The organism is Spirillospora sp. NBC_01491 (assembly GCF_036227065.1).
GTDB classification, from domain to species: domain Bacteria; phylum Actinomycetota; class Actinomycetes; order Streptosporangiales; family Streptosporangiaceae; genus Spirillospora; species Spirillospora xylanilytica.
In genome coordinates this window covers 8152339-8167751 of record NZ_CP109432.1, presented here as the reverse complement: position 1 = coordinate 8167751, position 15413 = coordinate 8152339, and the positions used below count along the sequence as shown (strand labels likewise).

Genomic DNA, 15413 nt, shown 5'->3' with positions numbered 1-15413 from the left:
GGAGCGGAGGACGTCAGCCTCTGGTCCGAAGCGCGGACGGGGGGCGACGCGATGTCCGCCCTGGAGGCGAGGCATGGGGCCAGCCCTCCATCCGATGCGCCGGGACCCGTCGCGCAGCACCGTTGACGGCATGATCGAAGTACATGAGCTGACCAAGCGCTACGGGGGCACCGTCGCCGTGGACGGCCTGTCGTTCCGAGTGAGGCCCGGGTCCGTGACGGGCTTCCTCGGTCCGAACGGCGCAGGCAAGTCGACGACCATGCGCGTGCTGCTGGGCCTCGACGCGGCGACCTCGGGCGAAGCGCTGATCGACGGAGGCCGCTACCGGGACCTGCGCCGCCCGATGCTCTCGGTGGGCGCGCTGCTGGACGCGGGCGCGGTGCACGGTGGGCGCAGCGCGTTCGACCATCTGGGCTGGCTCGCGCGCAGTAACGGGCTCGGGACCGCGCGGGTGGCGGCGGTCCTGGAACGCGTCGGGCTCGCCGGGGTCGCCCGCAAGCGCGTCGGCGGATTCTCCTTGGGGATGAGGCAGCGGCTCGGGATCGCGGCGGCGCTGCTCGGCGATCCCGGCGTGCTGCTGTTCGACGAACCGGTGAACGGCCTGGACCCCGACGGCGTGCGCTGGATCCGCGAGCTGATGCGGACGCTCGCGGCCGAGGGGCGCACGGTGCTGATCTCGAGTCATCTGATGAGCGAGATGGAGCTCACCGCCGATCAGCTGGTCATCATCGGCCGCGGCCGGCTGATCGCCGACACCTCGGTGCGGGAACTCGCCGAACGGTTCCGCCGCGGCGTGCTGGTACGGACGCCGCGTCCCGCCGACCTGATCGGCGTCCTCACCACCGCAGGCGGGATCGTGGACACGACCCCCGTCGGGGTGGGCGTACGCACTGACGCCGGGAACGCCGCGTTCACGGTGACGGGGCTCGACGTCACTCAGATCGGTGACCGTGCCGCCGCCCACGGAATCCCGCTGTACGAGGTAACTCCGCGGAGCGCTTCGCTGGAGGAGGCGTACATGGAACTGACGGCTGCGGACACCGAATACGGCGCGCTCGGCAGGACGCCGGCAGCGGCCAGGGGCGACGCGTGATGGTCGACGTCCTCGCGTCGGAGTGGCGGAAGCTGCGTTCAGTACGGTCGACCCTGTACGTGCTCGGTACGGTCGCGGCGTTCCTGCTGCTGTGCGCCCTGTGGTGCTGGTACCTGCGTGGCTACTGGGACGGGCTCACGCCAGAGCGCCAGGCCCATGCCAAGGCCGCCGCCGCTGCACAGCCGCTGCTACTGGCTCTGCCAGTGTGCGGCACGGTGCTCGGGGCGGTCGCCATCACCTCGGAGTACGCGACCGGCATGATCCGCGCGAGTCTGGCGGCGGTCCCGCGACGCGGGACGCTGTTCGCGGCGAAGGCCGCTGTTGTGGGCGCTCTGATGCTCGGCGCGGGCGTGGTGAGCATGGCCGCGGCGGCCCTCGTGGGCGAGGCCATCGTTGGGAAGAGGCCGATACCCGCGTTCGAAATGCCGCTGGCCGACCAGGCGGCCCACGTGCTGAGCTTCGGGCTGCTGACCGCCGCCACGGCGCTGATGGCGTTCGGTGCCGGCGCGGTGCTGAGATCCACCGCAGGGACCATCTCCACGTTGCTGGCCCTACTGCTGGTACTGCCGCCGGTGCTGAACCTCCTGCCCGGCCCATGGGGCGATCGACTGTGGGCAGTGCTGCCCGCCAGCCTCGCCGAGCAGATGGCCTTGGCACCAGGTGCCAGTCCCGATTCCGGTCCCTTGTCCCCAGCGGTGGCTTGTGGGGTGCTCGTCGCGTACATCGCGGTCGCGCTCGGCGCTGGGGCGTTCTCGTTCATCCGGAGGGACTCATAAAAGCCAGTATGGCAACGGTGGTCGCGGCGGAGTGGTGGAAGCTGCGCACAGTCAGGTCGACGTACTGGATTCTCGCGATACCCGCCGCGTTCGTAGGCCTGATGACGCTGCTGGCAGTGCAGGTCGTGCACATCTGGGACGGGATGACTCCAGAGCGCCGTGCCGAATTCGGCATGAGCTCGCTGGCGGACCAGGTCATCTGGGTGGCCGGTCCGTGCCTAGCGGTTCTGGGCGTGCTCGCCGTCACCTCCGAGTACCGCTCCGGGATGATCCGCGTGAGCCTCACCGCCGTCCCGCAGAGGCGGACGCTGCTCATGGCGAAGGCCGCGACGATCGGGGCGGTGGCCCTCGGCACCGGGCTGACGGTCGCACTCGCGACCTTCTTCATCACCCGGGCGATCGTCGGCGACCGGCCCATCCGCGGTCAGTCGCCCTCCATGTCCGGTGAGCTGCCCGGTGTGGTCGTGGGCGGCGCCTCGGTCGCCGTCTACGCGCTGCTCGGGCTCGCTCTCGCGGTCCTGCTCCGGTCGACGGCGGGGGCGATCGTGTCGATCGCGTTTCTGTGGCACATCCTGCCGGTCATCGTCGTGAACGTGCCTGCACCGTGGGACGCACGAATCGGCTCGGTCATGCTGAGCGGGCTGGCGGCCCAGGTGACGGGCGACACGGGCAAGGGCTCCATCTACGGGACGCTGCTGCCACCGGGCGCGGCGCTCGTCATCTTGCTGGCCTACGCGGTTGTGCCTCTCGCCGCAGCCGCGTACACGCTGGGCCGCCGCGACGCGTGAGGTCGCCCCCCGCCACCAGATCCCGCCCGTCCCGCCCGTCCCGCCCGTCCCTCCGCAGCGTGCATGACACTGCGGCGGGACGGCGTGCCGGGATCTGGTGGCAGCGGGAGCACCGGACGCCCGGTCAGCCGGCTCGCAAGAAGGCCGCACGAACCGAGAGGCGATCCTCGAGCAGTCCGATGGCTTCGGGCAGGTCAGGTGCGGCGGCCTGGGCGCGGACCCTCCCGCCGTCGAAGTCCACGATGGCCTGGACCAGAGCGGGACGGGGCAGGGAGGCATCGGCCAGGACGCTGAGGGTCACCCTGATCGAGGTGACCTCGGCGGAGACCTCGGCCAACGCCCCACGGACGGCCCGCCTCGCGGCATCTCTCACGGCCTCGGGGACGTTACCCGAGGTCAGGAACCGGATCTCTGGCAACGCACGGATGGTCGAGTTCATGTTCTCCCCCAGGAGCGCTGTTACGGTCGTCCTCCACCGGCGCCGCAGCGTCACCGCGTGCACGGCGCCTCCTGTTGGAGACGTCCGGCCCGCCCCCGGGTTCACCCCGTCCAGACGAGAGCTTCGTCACTGGCCGCCGCTGTACAGGACGTGATCAGGCGTAATGCGGACGGTAACGCGCTGCTCACCGGGCTGGCGGCCGGGGTAGCTGTCGACGCCCAGGTACTTCTTGGCGAGTGCGTCGATGTCGGCGTCCGCACCTTCGGTGTCCAGACGCGCTGAACCGGAGACGCTCACCCAGTGGAACGGGTCCTCGGGGTTGAGGAGGGAGACCGATACCCGCGCGTCCTGCCGAAGCTGCTTTTCCTTGGCACGTCCGATCGCGGTGTTGAAGTAGACGTCCTCACCGTCCAGGTCGACCCACACGATGGTCCCGTGGAGCGAGCCGTCTGGGCGCACGGTCGTCACCCATGCGGGGATCGGGCGGCGGAGTAGTTCCTTGGCCTCGGCGGAGAGTTCGCTCATGGTGATGTCCTCCTTGGTTCGGGCGGCATGGTGCCTCCGTAACGGAACCAGCCTTCCAGGCCGGCTGTTCCCGCGACTTCGGCGACCTGGCCGAATTACTGTCCGGAGTCGCACCAGGCCATTATCCGGAGCTCGACTTGACACCAAAAACAATAAGGATCTACGGTGGCGCGGCCGGACAATCGCCGCAAAAGAGCCGGAGTCGTCCCGGCACTTCCCGCACCGCCCGCGGCCATCGTGAACGGCAACGGCCACGACCACCGGGTCACCTTTCGATCGGGCACAGGCCACGGTCCGGTCATCGGCCGTACCGCCACAGCCGAAGACTTCCCATATCATGAATACCGCACTCTGGCGAAGACGCTTTATTTCATACTCCACAAAACAGTGAAGCGATCCTCTAGCATGGGGCGGTGCCGTTCCGCCCATGCGCGGGCCCGTCGACTGGCTGGTGACCTCTTGCCCCAGGATGCATCTGCCCCAACACCTCCGGCCGAGGATGAACCGGCCGACGGTCGATTGATCGACATCCCGCGACGCGGCGGCCCCACCGTCCTGCGCATCCTGCTCGGCGCGCAACTGCGCCGGCTGCGGGAGGAGCGCGGGATCTCGACCGAGCAGGCCGGCTACGAGATCCGCGGCTCGCACTCCAAGATCAGCCGGATGGAGCTGGGCCGCGTCGGCTTCAAGGAGCGCGACGTCTCCGACCTCCTCACCCTCTACGGCGTCACCGCCGCCGAGGACCGGGACCCGCTCCTGGAACTCGCCCGCGAGGCCAACACCCCGGGCTGGTGGCACCGCTACGGCGACGTCCTGCCGAGCTGGTTCGAGGTCTACCTCGGCCTCGAAGAGGCCGCTTCACTGCTGCGGACCTACGAGCTCCAGTTCGTGCCCGGCCTCCTACAGACCGAGGACTATGCCCGCGCGGTAGTACGGCTCGGTTTCCCCGACTCCTCCGAGGAGGAGGTCGAACGCCGCGTCGCGCTGCGCAAGAGCCGCCAGGAACGCTTCACGGCGCCGGGCGCGCCCACTCTGTGGGCAGTGGTGGACGAGGCCGTGGTGCGACGCCCCCTCGGCGGACGCGAGGTGATGCGCCATCAGCTCGAGCAGCTCATCTCAATCTCCGAGCTGCCCAACGTGACCTTGCAGATCGTCCGGTTCGGCGCCGGTGGCCACGCCGCCGCCGGCGGCCCCTTCACGATCCTGCGGTTCGCCGAGCCGGGCCTCTCCGACGTCGTCTACCTCGAGCAGCTCACCAGTGCCCTGTACCTCGACAAGCCGACCGACGTCGACATCTACATGCGGGCGATGAACAACCTGTGCATCACCGCCGCCCGCCCCGACGACACCGGCAGCCTCCTCACCGAGGTGCTCCGCGAAATGTGACCCTCACGAGGCGGCCCCGGTTTCGGCCTACCTCTGGGGAGACGGCCCTTCGGCCGAACCGGCGTTCTTCGCTTCGCCGGGGACGCCGGGCGGCAACACCCGCTCGTCGCGGCTGCGGCTGTTCCCGCGGAACTCGGCGATGACGCCGCCGTCCTGGACGCGGCGCACAGTCACGTCGTAGACCCCGCTTCTGCCGTAGCGGGTGCGCTCCACGGCGGTCGCCTCGAGCACGTCGCCGGTACGCGCCGGCGCGACGAACACCACGTCTGCGGCAGCCGCGACCGTGACGGTGTCATGGGTGTTGCACGCATAGGCGAACGCGGTGTCGGCCAGCAGGAACAGATACCCGCCGTGCGCGATGTCGAAGCCGTTCACCATCGTCCCGGTGAGGGTCATGCGCAGACGCGCCCGCCCCGGTGCGATCTCGGCGATCTCGATGCCGAGATGCTGTGCCGCCCTGTCTCTCGCATACAACGTCTCGGCGCATCGCCGCGCCAGTTCCGCCGCGTCGCTCATCCAGCCAGCGTATTGATCTGTTCGGGCTTGGGAAGGTCCTTCATGTACGCAACATCGTCCAGCAGCTTGGGAGAAGGAGAGCCGATGCTGTTCGGCAAGGAGCACGTCAAGCGTTACCAGGAGACCGATGGAGCCGAGGGGCACGACTGGCAGGGCACTGTCACACTCCTGCTCACCACCACCGGACGGCGCAGCGGCGAGCCGCGCACGACGCCTCTGATCTACCAGCAGGACGGTGACGCCTACGTCGTCGTCGCGTCCAAGGGCGGCGACGAGGAGAACCCGCTGTGGTACCTGAACCTTCAGGCGAACCCGGAGGTGCGGGTTCAGGTCCTCGGCGACAGGTTCACCGCCCGCGCCCGTACCGCGACCGTGGAGGAGAAGCCGGCACTCTGGAAAAAGATGGCGGCGATCTGGCCGTCCTATGACGAGTACCAGCAGAAGACCGGCCGGGACATCCCTGTGGTCGTCCTCGAGCGTGTCTGATTGCGTCCCGACCGGTGTCCGGCCGTCGGGGCGCCGGCCGGGCGGCCGGCCCGGCGCGCCGCACGGTTCCCTTTCGCCGCGGACGCCGGGCCGTGTAGCGTCCGTTGGGAACATCCGTTCGACCTGCCGTCCATCTGAGGCCGCCGAGGTGCCAAGGTGCCCATGTCACGAAATGCTCGCGACACTGCTCCTTGCCCGCCGCGAGTGCTACGACGCTGGGGCGTGGAGGACGGCAGCGCGGTCGAACCCGTGGGGGTGCCTGCCGGTTCCGCTCGCCGCTGCTGGCGGGCCGACACCTCCGAGGGACCGTTCTTCCTCAAGGAGTACGAGAGCCTCGACAGGCGGCGGGTCCTGTTCCAGCACACCGTGACGTCGGCGCTCGACGCAGCGGGGTTGCCGGTGCTCGCACCGGTCCCGGCTCGTGGAGGACGCACCCTGGTCACCTCGGGCGGACGCGGGTACGTGCTGTACCCATGGGTCGCCGGGAGGCGACGAGGCGGGCTCGAGCTGACGTTCGGCCAGTGCGAGGGGCTCGGTGAGCTGCTCGGCCGCCTGCACGCGGAGATGGACCGTCTCACCGATCCAGTCCAGCAGAGCATGCTGGTTCCCACGCCGCGCGCCGCGGAGGCGGTCGCCGTCATCGACCGCATGCTGGAGGCGCTTCCCGCAGACGGGAACGACTTCGCCGCGCTGTCCGGCCGGCGTCTGCGGGAACGCCACTCGCTGCTGACCGGATTCGCCGACCATCAGCCTCCTGAGATGGAGGTGAGCACGGTCGGTCACCTGCACGGTTCGTTCCACGCCGGGCACCTGCGCTACGGCGGATCGGGGAACGTCACCGCCGTCCTCGGGTGGGACGGGCTGACGACCGGGCCGGTCGCCGGTGAGCTGATCCGGGCCGCGGCCCGGCTGTTCGCCTGCGAGGACGAGCGGGGCTTGGACCTCGACCGGGTCCAGGCGTTCGTGCGCGGACACCGCGCCGCCTTCCCGCTCGACGCCGGCCAGATCCAGTCGGCCGTGCACCGTGAATGGTGGGAGCGGCTCTGCGACGTCACGCCGTTGCGGCACCGCTATCTCGGCGAGGAAGAGCCGGGCAAGCGCGGTTCGCAGGGCGCGGCGGCGCTCGTGGCGTGGTGGTCGTCGCAACTGGAGCGCACCCTCGACGTCTTCGCCGCCCCGTACATCGACCGGACCACGTACTCCGCGGGCCCGCCCGGCGGCAGCCCGGCGTTCGGCTGACCTGGCCATTCCCACCTAAATTTGGAGATAGCACCCTCTTGTGCACTCTAACTTGACCGGACATTACAGATTGGCTAGCGTCCTCCCATGGCGCGTACAAGGGAGTTCGACACCGGTGCCGCGGTCGCCGCGGCGATGGACGTCTTCTGGGATCGAGGCTATGAGGCGACCTCGATCCAGGACCTGGTGGAGGCCACGGGCGTCGGCCGCGGCTCGCTGTACGCGGCGTTCGGCAGCAAGGACGGGCTGTACGAGGCCGCACTGCGGCACTACGCCGCGCACTCCACGGGACGGATGGCCGAGCGGCTCGGCCGCGAGGCCCCGGTCCGCACCGTGCTGCGCGATCTGCTGTACAGCGTGGTGGAGGACATCGTCGCCGATCCTGGGAGGCGCGGCTGCCTGATGACCAACACGGCGGTGGAGCGACTGCCCCGCGATCCGACTGCGGGTGCGATCGTCGGTGCCGCGTTCGACCGGGCCGCCGAGTCGGTAACGGCCGCCCTGCGGCGCGGCCGGGCCGCCGGCGAACTGCCGCCGGACACCGACCTGACCGCCCTGGCCGATCTGTTCACCACGGTCATCCAGGGACTGCGCGTGCAGGGCAAGACCGGCGCCGACCGGCGCCGGCTGATCACGGTGGTCGACGCGGCGCTGAAGGCCCTGCCCGGTCCGGGGTAGGCGCCCCCGGGGGGCTGGTCGGGCACGCCCCGCCAAGCCGTCCGGGCACCCCTATCTTTAACGCACAGTCAAGAAAGCGGGGGTTTCGATCATGACTGCTGCCGCCTTGCCGGGCACCGGGATCATGGGCGCCGCGATGGCCCGCAACCTGCTCAAGGACGGCCTGCGCGTGACGGTCTGGAACCGCACCAGATCCCGGGCCGAACCACTCGCGGCCGGTCACGGCCGAGGTGCTGGCGCTGGCACTGGCCTCGACTTCCCTCCCTGACCCGCCCGGGCCGTCCTGAGGCGACCGCCTGGACCCGCGGCCCAGGCCCGTCGGCTCAGGCCGACGGCAGGTGGGCGCTGCTGCCGGCGATGACGAGGAAGCCCTCGGGACCGCCAGGGCGGAGCTCGACGATCGCTCCGTTCGGGACCGCGCACGTGTCGAGGAAGTGGCGGAACTCCGCCATGGCGGCCGAATCCGGGGTGGTGACACCGGTCAGTAGCGACCACATCAAGGCGCGCATGAAGAGCCCATGGGTGAACACCGCCACCAGGCCGCCCCTTCTCTTGGCGAGACGCTCCCGGAAGACGCGAGTGCGGACGACCAGGTCCTGGAACGACTCCCCGTCCCCGCCATTGACATAGGCGGGGTCGGCACGCTCCCAGTAGGCGTCGGCGAACGGGCGGCGCCCCTCGTTCGTCGTCTGCGGGCCGTGCAGGGCGCCCAGGTAGGTGAACTCCTGAACGGGCCACTCTTCGTACGGCACCGCGGGGAATCGATCGATCGTCGGGCGGGCGGTCTCCCGGGCGCGGACGAACGTCGAGCTCACAATGAGGGCGGGCGCCTCAGGAAACGCGGCCGCGACGCTCTCGGCCTGAGCGCGGCCGACCTCGGTCAAGGGCGCTACTCCTGGCCCGTTGGTGGGCAGGCCGGCGTTGGACTCGCTCTGCCCGTGCCGGATCAACCACACCCGAGGTCCCGCAACGTCGATCATGGGGCAAGGCTGGCATGCAGGCCCGGCTCCCGAAAGGTCACCACCCCCGCAACGCGACCGGAACAGCAACCGACAGAGCGCGCACGGCACACGGCGGACGGCGGACGGCACACGGCGGACGGCGCAGGGCGAACGCGGTGGCGGGGTAGGGAGTGGGCATGGAGGTATTGAGCAGTCGAATCCTGCTGCGTCCGTCCGATCCGGCGGAGTGCAGACGGTTCTACCGGGATGTGCTGGGGCTCGCGGTGTACCGGGAGTTCGGGCCGCCGGAGGCGCCGGGCGTGGTGTTCTTTCTCGGGGCGGGGTTCCTGGAGGTGTCCGGGGATGGCTCCAGCGGGGCCGGCGGCATGGACGGCGCGCCGATGATCTGGCTCCAGGTCCGCGACGTGCGCGCCGAGCACGCACGGCTCGCCGCGGCCGGGGCCCGGGTGACGCGGGAGCCGCGCGCGGAGCCGTGGGGCCTGGTCGAGATGTGGATCGAGGACCCCGACGGCGTCAAGATCGTTATGGTGGAGGTGCCCGCGGACCATCCGCTGCGCCGCGATCCCCGGTCGTGAGGAGCCGCTCCGATGCCACGTCCAGGCCCCAGGGCCACGACCGACAACTACTGGAACCACAACACGCATTTTCACGACGTCGTGCTCCGCTCGGTGCCGCGCGGCTGCGGCGAGGCCTTGGACGTGGGCTGCGGCGACGGGCTGCTGGCGCGACGGCTGGCCTCTCGCGCCGCGCACGTCACCGGCATCGACCGGTCGCCGGAGATGATCGAGCGGGCCCGGACGCTGAGCGCGAAGCACGGCAACGTCGAGTTCATGGAGGCGGACGCGCTGGCCTGCGACCTGCCCGCCGAGGGCCACGACTTCGTGTGCAGCGTCACCGCGATCCACCACATGGACTTCACCGCGGCGCTGACCGCCATGCGGGAGACGCTGCGTCCGGGCGGGAGCCTGGTCGTCATCAGCCTCGCCAACAGCGGGACTCTGGGCGACCGGGTGTACAGCCTCACCTGCATCCCGGTGCACCACTACCACCGGTTCCGCAACCGGAGGCGCGCGGGCGATCCGGGGGCGCCGATCGCCTGGCCGGACATGACCTGGAGCGAGGTGCGCGAAGAGGCGGCCCGGCTGTTGCCGGGCGCGCGTTTCCGGCGGCACCGGCTGTGGCGCTATTCCATCGTGTGGCGCAAACCGCGCTGATTCGCTCACCCCCACGAAAACTGGAAAAGACTGGAATTGTCTGGAAGCTGCGATACGCTCCTCCGCATGTCGACGGCCCCCGATGTGCTGGAAGCACGCATCACCGAGTTGCGCGCGGCGGTGCGGCGGGCGGTGTCCGGCGGCGACCGGCGGGCGGCGCGCGAACTGCGCGCCGAACTGCGCCAGGCCGAGAGCGATTGGGACGACGCCGTGCTCGGCGAAGGCGCGGGAGGACTCTCCGGCGCCGACGCCCTGGAGGCGGGCCCCGAAGAGGCCGTCCATGTCCGGGACACCGGTTCCTCCGGTCTCGGCCGCGGCGAGGCCGCTCGACCGTCCGGGGCGGGCTCGGCGGAGTTGAGCGTCGTCGGCGACACGCGGGCGTCCGGGAGTTCGCGGCGGGGGATGCTCCCCGTCCGCGAGCAGGTCCACCAGGCGCTGACGCTGCTCGGCGCGCCCGCCGCGCCCAAGCTGATCGGGTCGGTGTACTCGGCGTTCTTTCCCGGCGAGGTCGCCGGGACCCGGCTCACGAGCCTGCGCCGCGACGAGGAGCGCTCGTTCCGGACCGCCCCGTACGCCCGGCCCTACTACCTGTGCGCCGCGCTGACCGCCGACCTGCTCGCCCCGGCGCGCGGCATGCTCACCGTGAGCACGTGGCCGCTGGAGCAGCGGATCGCCGGGCCGCTCAGCCCGCGCACCGACTTCCTCACCGCCGCGATCCGCGTCGCCGAGCACGCGGGACGGGGCGGGGCGCGGCCCGCCGCGAGCGTGCAGCGGTTGCTGTGGCGCTTCGCGTCCAACATTCCCGGTGCGGCCACCGGTACGGTCGGTACAGTCGATCCGGCCGACCTCATGGAGGCCGCGCGGGCCGAGCTGGACGTGCATCGGGAGGCCGATGCGCGGCAGCGCGCGCGGGCCGCCGAACGGGCCCGCGCCCAGCTCGACGACGCCGAGCGTTTGTTCGGCAGCCGGCTGCGGGCGATGCGGCGGGCCGCCGGGGACGGCCGGGCCGGTGGCCCGGGACCGGCCCCGGGGGGACCGACCGCCTCGGTGCGCAGCGCCACCCACGGAGAAGACGAGCGATGACCGACACCGCACCGGACCTGGACCGGCTGCGCGGGGGCACTCCCCCGCGCAATCACGACGCCCGCACGATCGCCGCGCTGACCTCCAATCCCGGCTGCGCCAGACGCGGGGTGATGGACGCCGCCGGGGTCGACAAGGACAGCGTCGCCCGGCATCTCGGCTTCGCGTCGCCGTTCGGCCAGTCCCAGTTCGCGATCACGCGCGGGAACGTGTTCGAGGCCCAGGTGAAGGCCGAGGGCTGCGCCGAGCTGATCACCCTGCTGCGCGACCGGCTCGGGCTGGCCGTGCCCGAGGTCGCCTACGACGACCTGGAGGTGGTCGCGGGCAACGAGGGCCGGGAGCTGCGGCACGCCCGGACCCGGCGGCTGATCGCGCGGGCGCTGGAGTCCGGCGAGGGCACCCTGTTCGACCATCCGCTGCTGCGGCTCGACATCGCCGGGCAGGCCGCCTACCTGGAGCCGGACGTCATCGCGTTCCAGTTCGAGGGCCGCTTCCACATCATCGAGATCAAGTCGTTCGCGGTCATCGACGGGCAGGCCGAACCCGAGCAGGTCGCCGCCGCCGCACGGCAGTCCGCGGTGTACGTGCTGGCGCTGCGCCGGCTGATGGGCGAGCTCGGGCACGACCCCGGCCGGGTCTCGCACGAGGTGTTCCTGGTCTGCCCGGAGAACTTCTCCAACCGGCCGACCGCGACGCCGCTGGACGTGCGCCCCCAGCTCGCCGTGCTGGAGCGGCAGCTCGCGCGCCTCACCCGCATCGACACCATCCTCGACGCGCTGCCCGACGATCTGAGCTTCGAGCCGGGCGAGGACCTCGCCGAGGCGGTGCGGGCGGTCGACGCCCGGTACGCGCCCGACTGCATGGCGAGCTGCGAGATGGCGTTCTACTGCCGGGACGAGGCGCGGGCGTGCGGCGCGACCGGCGCGCTAGGCCGTTCGGTCCGCGACGACCTCGGCGGCGTCGACTCCGTCGGCACCGCGCTCGCCCTCGCTGACGGTTCCCTGGACCCGTCCGCCGACCTGGCCGAGACCGCGGCGCAGCTCCGCACCGCCGCCCGCCTCCGCAGCGAGGCACTGGACGGTGCGGCATGAGGCCCCCCGCCCCGCCGCGGCCGATGGGCGCGGCGCACCGGAAGCGTCCGGTGAATCCGGTAGGCGCGGGATGGACGAGACGTCCGGGGTGCCCGGCCCACCGGGCGTCCGCGGCGGGTGTGAGGTGTTCGGTCCGTTCGCCGCTGCCGGGATGTGCGGGCCGGATGGCGGGGCCGCCTCCGTCGAGGTGCACGGCGGGTGCGGGCGGGGTGTGCGTGGGGCGTTCGGGCTGGTCCTCGGGTTCGCGGATGCGGCGAGGGCGGTCGGCGCGGTTGTCCCGGGTATGAGCGCGCTCACCTCGCTGGCCCAGCTCGAGGCGGTGGCCTCGGGTGTGGCGCAGCCGCTGGCGACCGTCCGGCACTGCCATATGGCGGAGGCACCGCTCGTCCTCATCCCGTTGAAGCTCGCGGGCGAGGCGGCGGCGCCGCTGGCGGTCATGCTGGGGGCCGGGCCGGACGATCCGACGATGCTGATGGTGCCGCAGCCGCGCAACCGTGATCTGCGGTTCGCGTTCGCCGCCGACCTCGCCAAGCTGGTCCTCAACCACATCGAGACGAGCCGCGGCGCGGTCGAGGAGCTGCCGCCGGGCAAGGACGGCGACGACCGGATCCGCTACGGCGACGCCCCGCAGATCCTGGTGCCCAACCGGGGCGGCATCGGATTCCTGCGGATGCTGGGCCGGTCCACCCGGTTCCGCAGCACCGAGGGCCCGTACGCGGTGGAGCCGTCGGTGCCGGTGCTCGGCCGCTGGCTGACCTGGTTCGCCGACCGGTACGACCGGCCAGGCTCCTCGCTGCTGCTGGCGGCGACCGAGACGCTGCGGATGCACTGGGCCACCGGGCAGAGCTCGCTGGAGGACGGCAATCTGGCGGCGCTGCTCGGCTGGATCGACCCGCCGGACGGGCTGGACGGCCCGGCCGCGGCGGCGCTGGCCGAGGATCCGGTGTCCTGCCCGCCCGCGGGCCCGTCCACCGATCCGACATTCGACAACGAGGTGCTCGCACCCGCGATCGCGGCCTACCACGCGTCCGGCGGCGACCACCGGGCCGAGGAGCGGCTCCGCACCGTGCTCGCCGGGCAACTCGCCCCCACGTGGGACGTGATGTGGCGGGCGGCCGCGCTGCTGCGGGAGCTGCCGGAGGGCGCGAGCGTGCCGGGCCGCTGGGAACGCGACCGCGACGCGTTCACCTACTACCACCAGACATTCGGCGAGGCGTATCCGCAGGCACGCCGCGACTCGCCGGTGCGGGCGGCCAAGCGCCTGCACGACCTGGAGCGGGCTCAGGACGCCTACGACGCGCAGCGCGCGTTCGACGATCCGCTGGTCATGGCCGAGCACCGGCTGTCGGGGCAGGCGTTCGGCGGGGTGGTGACCGAGTGCGATCCGACCCGGCTGGACGAGACGGGCAAGCGCCCGAAGCTCCGCCCGTACCTGCGGATCGGCACCGAGGACCCGGTCCGGCTGGACGTGGGCACGACCGTCTGCAACGCCGCGCGGCCGTCCCTCAAGGGCAAGGTCGTGGAGTTCGGCGTCGGCGGGGTGCTGCTGGAGCTGACGGGCGGCATGGGGCGCAAGCTGTCCCCCGAGCCGGGTAGCGTCCCGGGGGTCGGCGACCGGGTGTGCTTCACCTCGCTGACCGACGGTTCGTACGGCGCAACCCGATTCCCCGAGCGCGAGGACACCCCGTGGACGCACGGCGGACCGCCCGAGGAGTACGTGCCGACCGACGAGGACGCCGAAGAGGAATGGTCATGACCGAGCATGCGGGTGGGGCGGGGCGGCTGTTCACGGTGCCGGACGGCGGCGTCGACCCGTCGGTGGCCGCGACCAAGGTCGTCGAGGAGGTACTGGCCGACCTGGCGGGCCGGCACCGCGGGGTGGTGGTCGACTCCCCGCCCGGCGCGGGCAAGTCCACACTGGTGGTCCGGGCGGCCGGGCACCTGGCCGCCGCGGGCGAGCGGCTGATGATCGTCGCGCAGACCAACGAGCAGGTCGACGACCTCATCGAGCGGATCTCCGACAAGCATCCCGAGCTGACCCTGGGCCGGCTGTCGGCGTCCAACTACATCCCGTCCGACCGGGTCCTGGCGGTCCCGAAGGTGCGGGTCGCGACCAAGGCCGACGACCTGGCCGAGCACGCGGTGGTGATCGCGACGGCTGCCAAGTGGGCCACGCTGTCGGACGGCTCGTGGGCGTGGGCGATCGTCGACGAGGCGTACCAGATGCGCTCGGACATGCTGCTGCGCATCGCGGGCCGGTTCGAGCGGGCGCTGTTCGTGGGCGACCCGGGCCAGCTCGACCCGTTCTCCACCGTCGAGGTCGAACGCTGGGCGGGCCTGTCGTGGGATCCGATGCGCAGCGCCGTGTCGGTCCTGCTCGCGCACAACCCGGACCTGCCCGTCCACCGGCTGCCGGTGTCGTGGCGGCTGCCCGCGTCCGCGGCGCCGGTGGTGTCGCGGGCGTTCTACCCGTTCACCGGGTTCAGGGCCGGCACCGGGCCGGACGACCGGCGCCTGGAGTACGGGGCGCGCGGCATGGGCACCACCTACGACCGGGCGCTCGACGAGGCCGCCGCGTCCGGGTGGGCGCTGTTCGAGCTGCCCGCGCGGCACACGCTGCGCACCGACGCGGAGGCGGTGCGCGCCACCGCGACGCTCGCGGTGCGGCTGCTCCAGCGGGGCCCGGTCGCGCACAGCGAGCAGGGGTCCCATCCGGTCGGCGCCGACCGGATCGCGATCGGCGCGGCGCACCGCGACCAGGTGGCCGCGATCCGCGCCGCGCTCGGGTCCCTCGGCGAGGGCATCACGGTCGACACCGCCAACCGGCTCCAGGGCCGCGAGTACGACGTGACGGTGGTGCTGCATCCGCTGTCCGGCCGCCGCGACGCCACGGCCTTCCATCTGGAGTCGGGACGGCTCTGCGTGCTGGCCTCACGGCACCGGCACGCCTGCATCGTGGTGGCGCGGGCGGGGATCCCCGAGCTGCTCGACGCGCATCCGTCCACCGAGGGGGTGCACCTCGGCGTCCCGGTGAAGTTCCCCGACGGCTGGGAGGCCAACCAGTCCGTCCTCGCCCACCTGGCCCGGCACCGCGTGCCCGCAGACGTCCCCTGAGCACCACCGGGCCGGACCGCGGG

The 15413-nt window shown here is 71.8% G+C and carries 18 protein-coding genes; 14 read left to right on the top strand and 4 right to left on the bottom strand.

All coding sequences use genetic code 11. The annotated features are described in order from the left end of the window. Positions 1 to 130: 130 nt before the first annotated feature. From OHA34_RS37960 to OHA34_RS37950, 3 genes are read left to right on the top strand one after another with little or no spacing between them, the layout of a single operon-like run. Positions 131 to 1093, top strand: coding sequence for an ABC transporter ATP-binding protein (locus tag OHA34_RS37960; protein WP_285936386.1), 963 nt, complete (start codon positions 131 to 133; stop codon positions 1091 to 1093). Beyond that, positions 1093 to 1869, top strand: a complete 777-nt coding sequence (locus tag OHA34_RS37955) for an ABC transporter permease (protein WP_285938535.1) — start codon at positions 1093 to 1095, stop codon at positions 1867 to 1869. The genes OHA34_RS37960 and OHA34_RS37955 overlap by 1 nt, the downstream gene beginning before the upstream one ends. A gap of 8 nt (positions 1870 to 1877) precedes the next feature. Then, a complete protein-coding gene (locus OHA34_RS37950; RefSeq protein WP_285936388.1) occupies positions 1878 to 2657 on the top strand; it encodes an ABC transporter permease in 780 nt (259 codons plus the stop codon). A 124-nt stretch (positions 2658 to 2781) separates the two neighbouring features. Here the strand turns inward: OHA34_RS37950 and OHA34_RS37945 are convergent, their stop codons facing one another. Together OHA34_RS37945 and OHA34_RS37940 are read right to left on the bottom strand one after the other, a co-directional pair. Beyond that, positions 2782 to 3096 (bottom strand): HPF/RaiA family ribosome-associated protein, encoded by a 315-nt coding sequence (locus OHA34_RS37945; RefSeq protein WP_329520288.1) that lies wholly within the window; start codon positions 3094 to 3096, stop codon positions 2782 to 2784. A gap of 126 nt (positions 3097 to 3222) precedes the next feature. Further along, positions 3223 to 3621: a PPOX class F420-dependent oxidoreductase gene (locus tag OHA34_RS37940; protein ID WP_285936390.1), complete on the bottom strand. Its 399-nt coding sequence runs from the start codon at positions 3619 to 3621 to the stop codon at positions 3223 to 3225. Between the two features lie 519 nt (positions 3622 to 4140). Here OHA34_RS37940 and OHA34_RS37935 point away from each other — a divergent pair. Beyond that, positions 4141 to 5007, top strand: a complete 867-nt coding sequence (locus OHA34_RS37935; RefSeq protein ID WP_285936391.1) for a helix-turn-helix domain-containing protein — start codon at positions 4141 to 4143, stop codon at positions 5005 to 5007. Between the two features lie 27 nt (positions 5008 to 5034). On the opposite strand, the gene paaI is transcribed toward OHA34_RS37935, so the two are convergent. Next, entirely contained in the window at positions 5035 to 5523 is a 489-nt protein-coding gene (paaI, locus tag OHA34_RS37930; protein WP_329520287.1) for a hydroxyphenylacetyl-CoA thioesterase PaaI, read from the bottom strand. An 84-nt stretch (positions 5524 to 5607) separates the two neighbouring features. Here paaI and OHA34_RS37925 point away from each other — a divergent pair, with 84 nt between their 5' ends. The 4 genes from OHA34_RS37925 to OHA34_RS37910 all read left to right on the top strand — a co-directional run bounded on the left by OHA34_RS37925 (position 5608) and on the right by OHA34_RS37910 (position 8194). After that, positions 5608 to 6009, top strand: a complete 402-nt coding sequence (locus OHA34_RS37925; protein WP_285936392.1) for a nitroreductase family deazaflavin-dependent oxidoreductase — start codon at positions 5608 to 5610, stop codon at positions 6007 to 6009. Between the two features lie 222 nt (positions 6010 to 6231). Next, the gene (locus tag OHA34_RS37920) at positions 6232 to 7248 is read left to right on the top strand and encodes a phosphotransferase enzyme family protein (protein ID WP_329520286.1); all 1017 of its coding nucleotides are present in this window, start codon (positions 6232 to 6234) and stop codon (positions 7246 to 7248) included. A gap of 87 nt (positions 7249 to 7335) precedes the next feature. Next, the gene (locus OHA34_RS37915; protein WP_329520285.1) at positions 7336 to 7926 is read left to right on the top strand and encodes a TetR/AcrR family transcriptional regulator; all 591 of its coding nucleotides are present in this window, start codon (positions 7336 to 7338) and stop codon (positions 7924 to 7926) included. Between the two features lie 91 nt (positions 7927 to 8017). Continuing rightward, positions 8018 to 8194 (top strand): NAD(P)-binding domain-containing protein, encoded by a 177-nt coding sequence (locus tag OHA34_RS37910; RefSeq protein ID WP_329520284.1) that lies wholly within the window; start codon positions 8018 to 8020, stop codon positions 8192 to 8194. Positions 8195 to 8249: 55 nt separating this feature from the next. Here the strand turns inward: OHA34_RS37910 and OHA34_RS37905 are convergent, their stop codons facing one another. After that, on the bottom strand, positions 8250 to 8906 hold the full coding sequence (locus OHA34_RS37905) for a histidine phosphatase family protein (protein WP_285936395.1): 657 nt from the start codon (positions 8904 to 8906) through the stop codon (positions 8250 to 8252). A gap of 158 nt (positions 8907 to 9064) precedes the next feature. On the opposite strand from OHA34_RS37905, the gene OHA34_RS37900 reads away from it, so the two are divergent. The 6 genes from OHA34_RS37900 (at position 9065) to OHA34_RS37875 (ending at position 15390) form a co-directional block, all read left to right on the top strand. Further along, positions 9065 to 9463 carry a VOC family protein gene (locus OHA34_RS37900; protein WP_285936396.1) on the top strand — a complete coding sequence of 133 codons (399 nt, stop codon included), beginning with the start codon at positions 9065 to 9067 and terminating at the stop codon, positions 9461 to 9463. Positions 9464 to 9475: 12 nt separating this feature from the next. Beyond that, positions 9476 to 10102, top strand: a complete 627-nt coding sequence (locus OHA34_RS37895) for a class I SAM-dependent methyltransferase (RefSeq protein WP_285936397.1) — start codon at positions 9476 to 9478, stop codon at positions 10100 to 10102. Between the two features lie 66 nt (positions 10103 to 10168). Then, complete coding sequence (locus OHA34_RS37890; RefSeq protein ID WP_285936398.1) at positions 10169 to 11185, top strand: hypothetical protein; 1017 nt, start codon at positions 10169 to 10171, stop codon at positions 11183 to 11185. Beyond that, the gene (locus OHA34_RS37885) at positions 11182 to 12276 is read left to right on the top strand and encodes a hypothetical protein (RefSeq protein WP_285936400.1); all 1095 of its coding nucleotides are present in this window, start codon (positions 11182 to 11184) and stop codon (positions 12274 to 12276) included. Before OHA34_RS37890 ends, OHA34_RS37885 begins: the two co-directional genes overlap by 4 nt. 283 nt (positions 12277 to 12559) lie before the next feature. Beyond that, complete coding sequence (locus OHA34_RS37880; protein ID WP_329520283.1) at positions 12560 to 14032, top strand: hypothetical protein; 1473 nt, start codon at positions 12560 to 12562, stop codon at positions 14030 to 14032. Beyond that, positions 14029 to 15390, top strand: a complete 1362-nt coding sequence (locus OHA34_RS37875; RefSeq protein ID WP_285936402.1) for an AAA domain-containing protein — start codon at positions 14029 to 14031, stop codon at positions 15388 to 15390. Before OHA34_RS37880 ends, OHA34_RS37875 begins: the two co-directional genes overlap by 4 nt. Positions 15391 to 15413 lie beyond the last annotated feature (23 nt).

Bases quoted from the DNA above. Each gene is read 5' to 3' on its own strand.
- OHA34_RS37875 (WP_285936402.1), top strand. From the start codon at position 14,029: ATGACCGAGCATGCGGGTGGGGCGGGGCGGCTGTTCACGGTGCCGGAC.
- OHA34_RS37885 (WP_285936400.1), top strand. From the start codon at position 11,182: ATGACCGACACCGCACCGGACCTGGACCGGCTGCGCGGGGGCACTCCC.
- OHA34_RS37895 (WP_285936397.1), top strand. From the start codon at position 9,476: ATGCCACGTCCAGGCCCCAGGGCCACGACCGACAACTACTGGAACCAC.
- OHA34_RS37880 (WP_329520283.1), top strand. From the start codon at position 12,560: ATGAGCGCGCTCACCTCGCTGGCCCAGCTCGAGGCGGTGGCCTCGGGT.
- OHA34_RS37955 (WP_285938535.1), top strand. From the start codon at position 1,093: ATGGTCGACGTCCTCGCGTCGGAGTGGCGGAAGCTGCGTTCAGTACGG.
- OHA34_RS37960 (WP_285936386.1), top strand. From the start codon at position 131: ATGATCGAAGTACATGAGCTGACCAAGCGCTACGGGGGCACCGTCGCC.
- OHA34_RS37910 (WP_329520284.1), top strand. From the start codon at position 8,018: ATGACTGCTGCCGCCTTGCCGGGCACCGGGATCATGGGCGCCGCGATG.
- OHA34_RS37925 (WP_285936392.1), top strand. From the start codon at position 5,608: ATGCTGTTCGGCAAGGAGCACGTCAAGCGTTACCAGGAGACCGATGGA.
- paaI (WP_329520287.1), bottom strand. From the start codon at position 5,523: ATGAGCGACGCGGCGGAACTGGCGCGGCGATGCGCCGAGACGTTGTAT.
- OHA34_RS37915 (WP_329520285.1), top strand. From the start codon at position 7,336: ATGGCGCGTACAAGGGAGTTCGACACCGGTGCCGCGGTCGCCGCGGCG.
- OHA34_RS37900 (WP_285936396.1), top strand. From the start codon at position 9,065: ATGGAGGTATTGAGCAGTCGAATCCTGCTGCGTCCGTCCGATCCGGCG.
- OHA34_RS37890 (WP_285936398.1), top strand. From the start codon at position 10,169: ATGTCGACGGCCCCCGATGTGCTGGAAGCACGCATCACCGAGTTGCGC.
- OHA34_RS37945 (WP_329520288.1), bottom strand. From the start codon at position 3,096: ATGAACTCGACCATCCGTGCGTTGCCAGAGATCCGGTTCCTGACCTCG.
- OHA34_RS37905 (WP_285936395.1), bottom strand. From the start codon at position 8,906: ATGATCGACGTTGCGGGACCTCGGGTGTGGTTGATCCGGCACGGGCAG.
- OHA34_RS37950 (WP_285936388.1), top strand. From the start codon at position 1,878: ATGGCAACGGTGGTCGCGGCGGAGTGGTGGAAGCTGCGCACAGTCAGG.
- OHA34_RS37940 (WP_285936390.1), bottom strand. From the start codon at position 3,621: ATGAGCGAACTCTCCGCCGAGGCCAAGGAACTACTCCGCCGCCCGATC.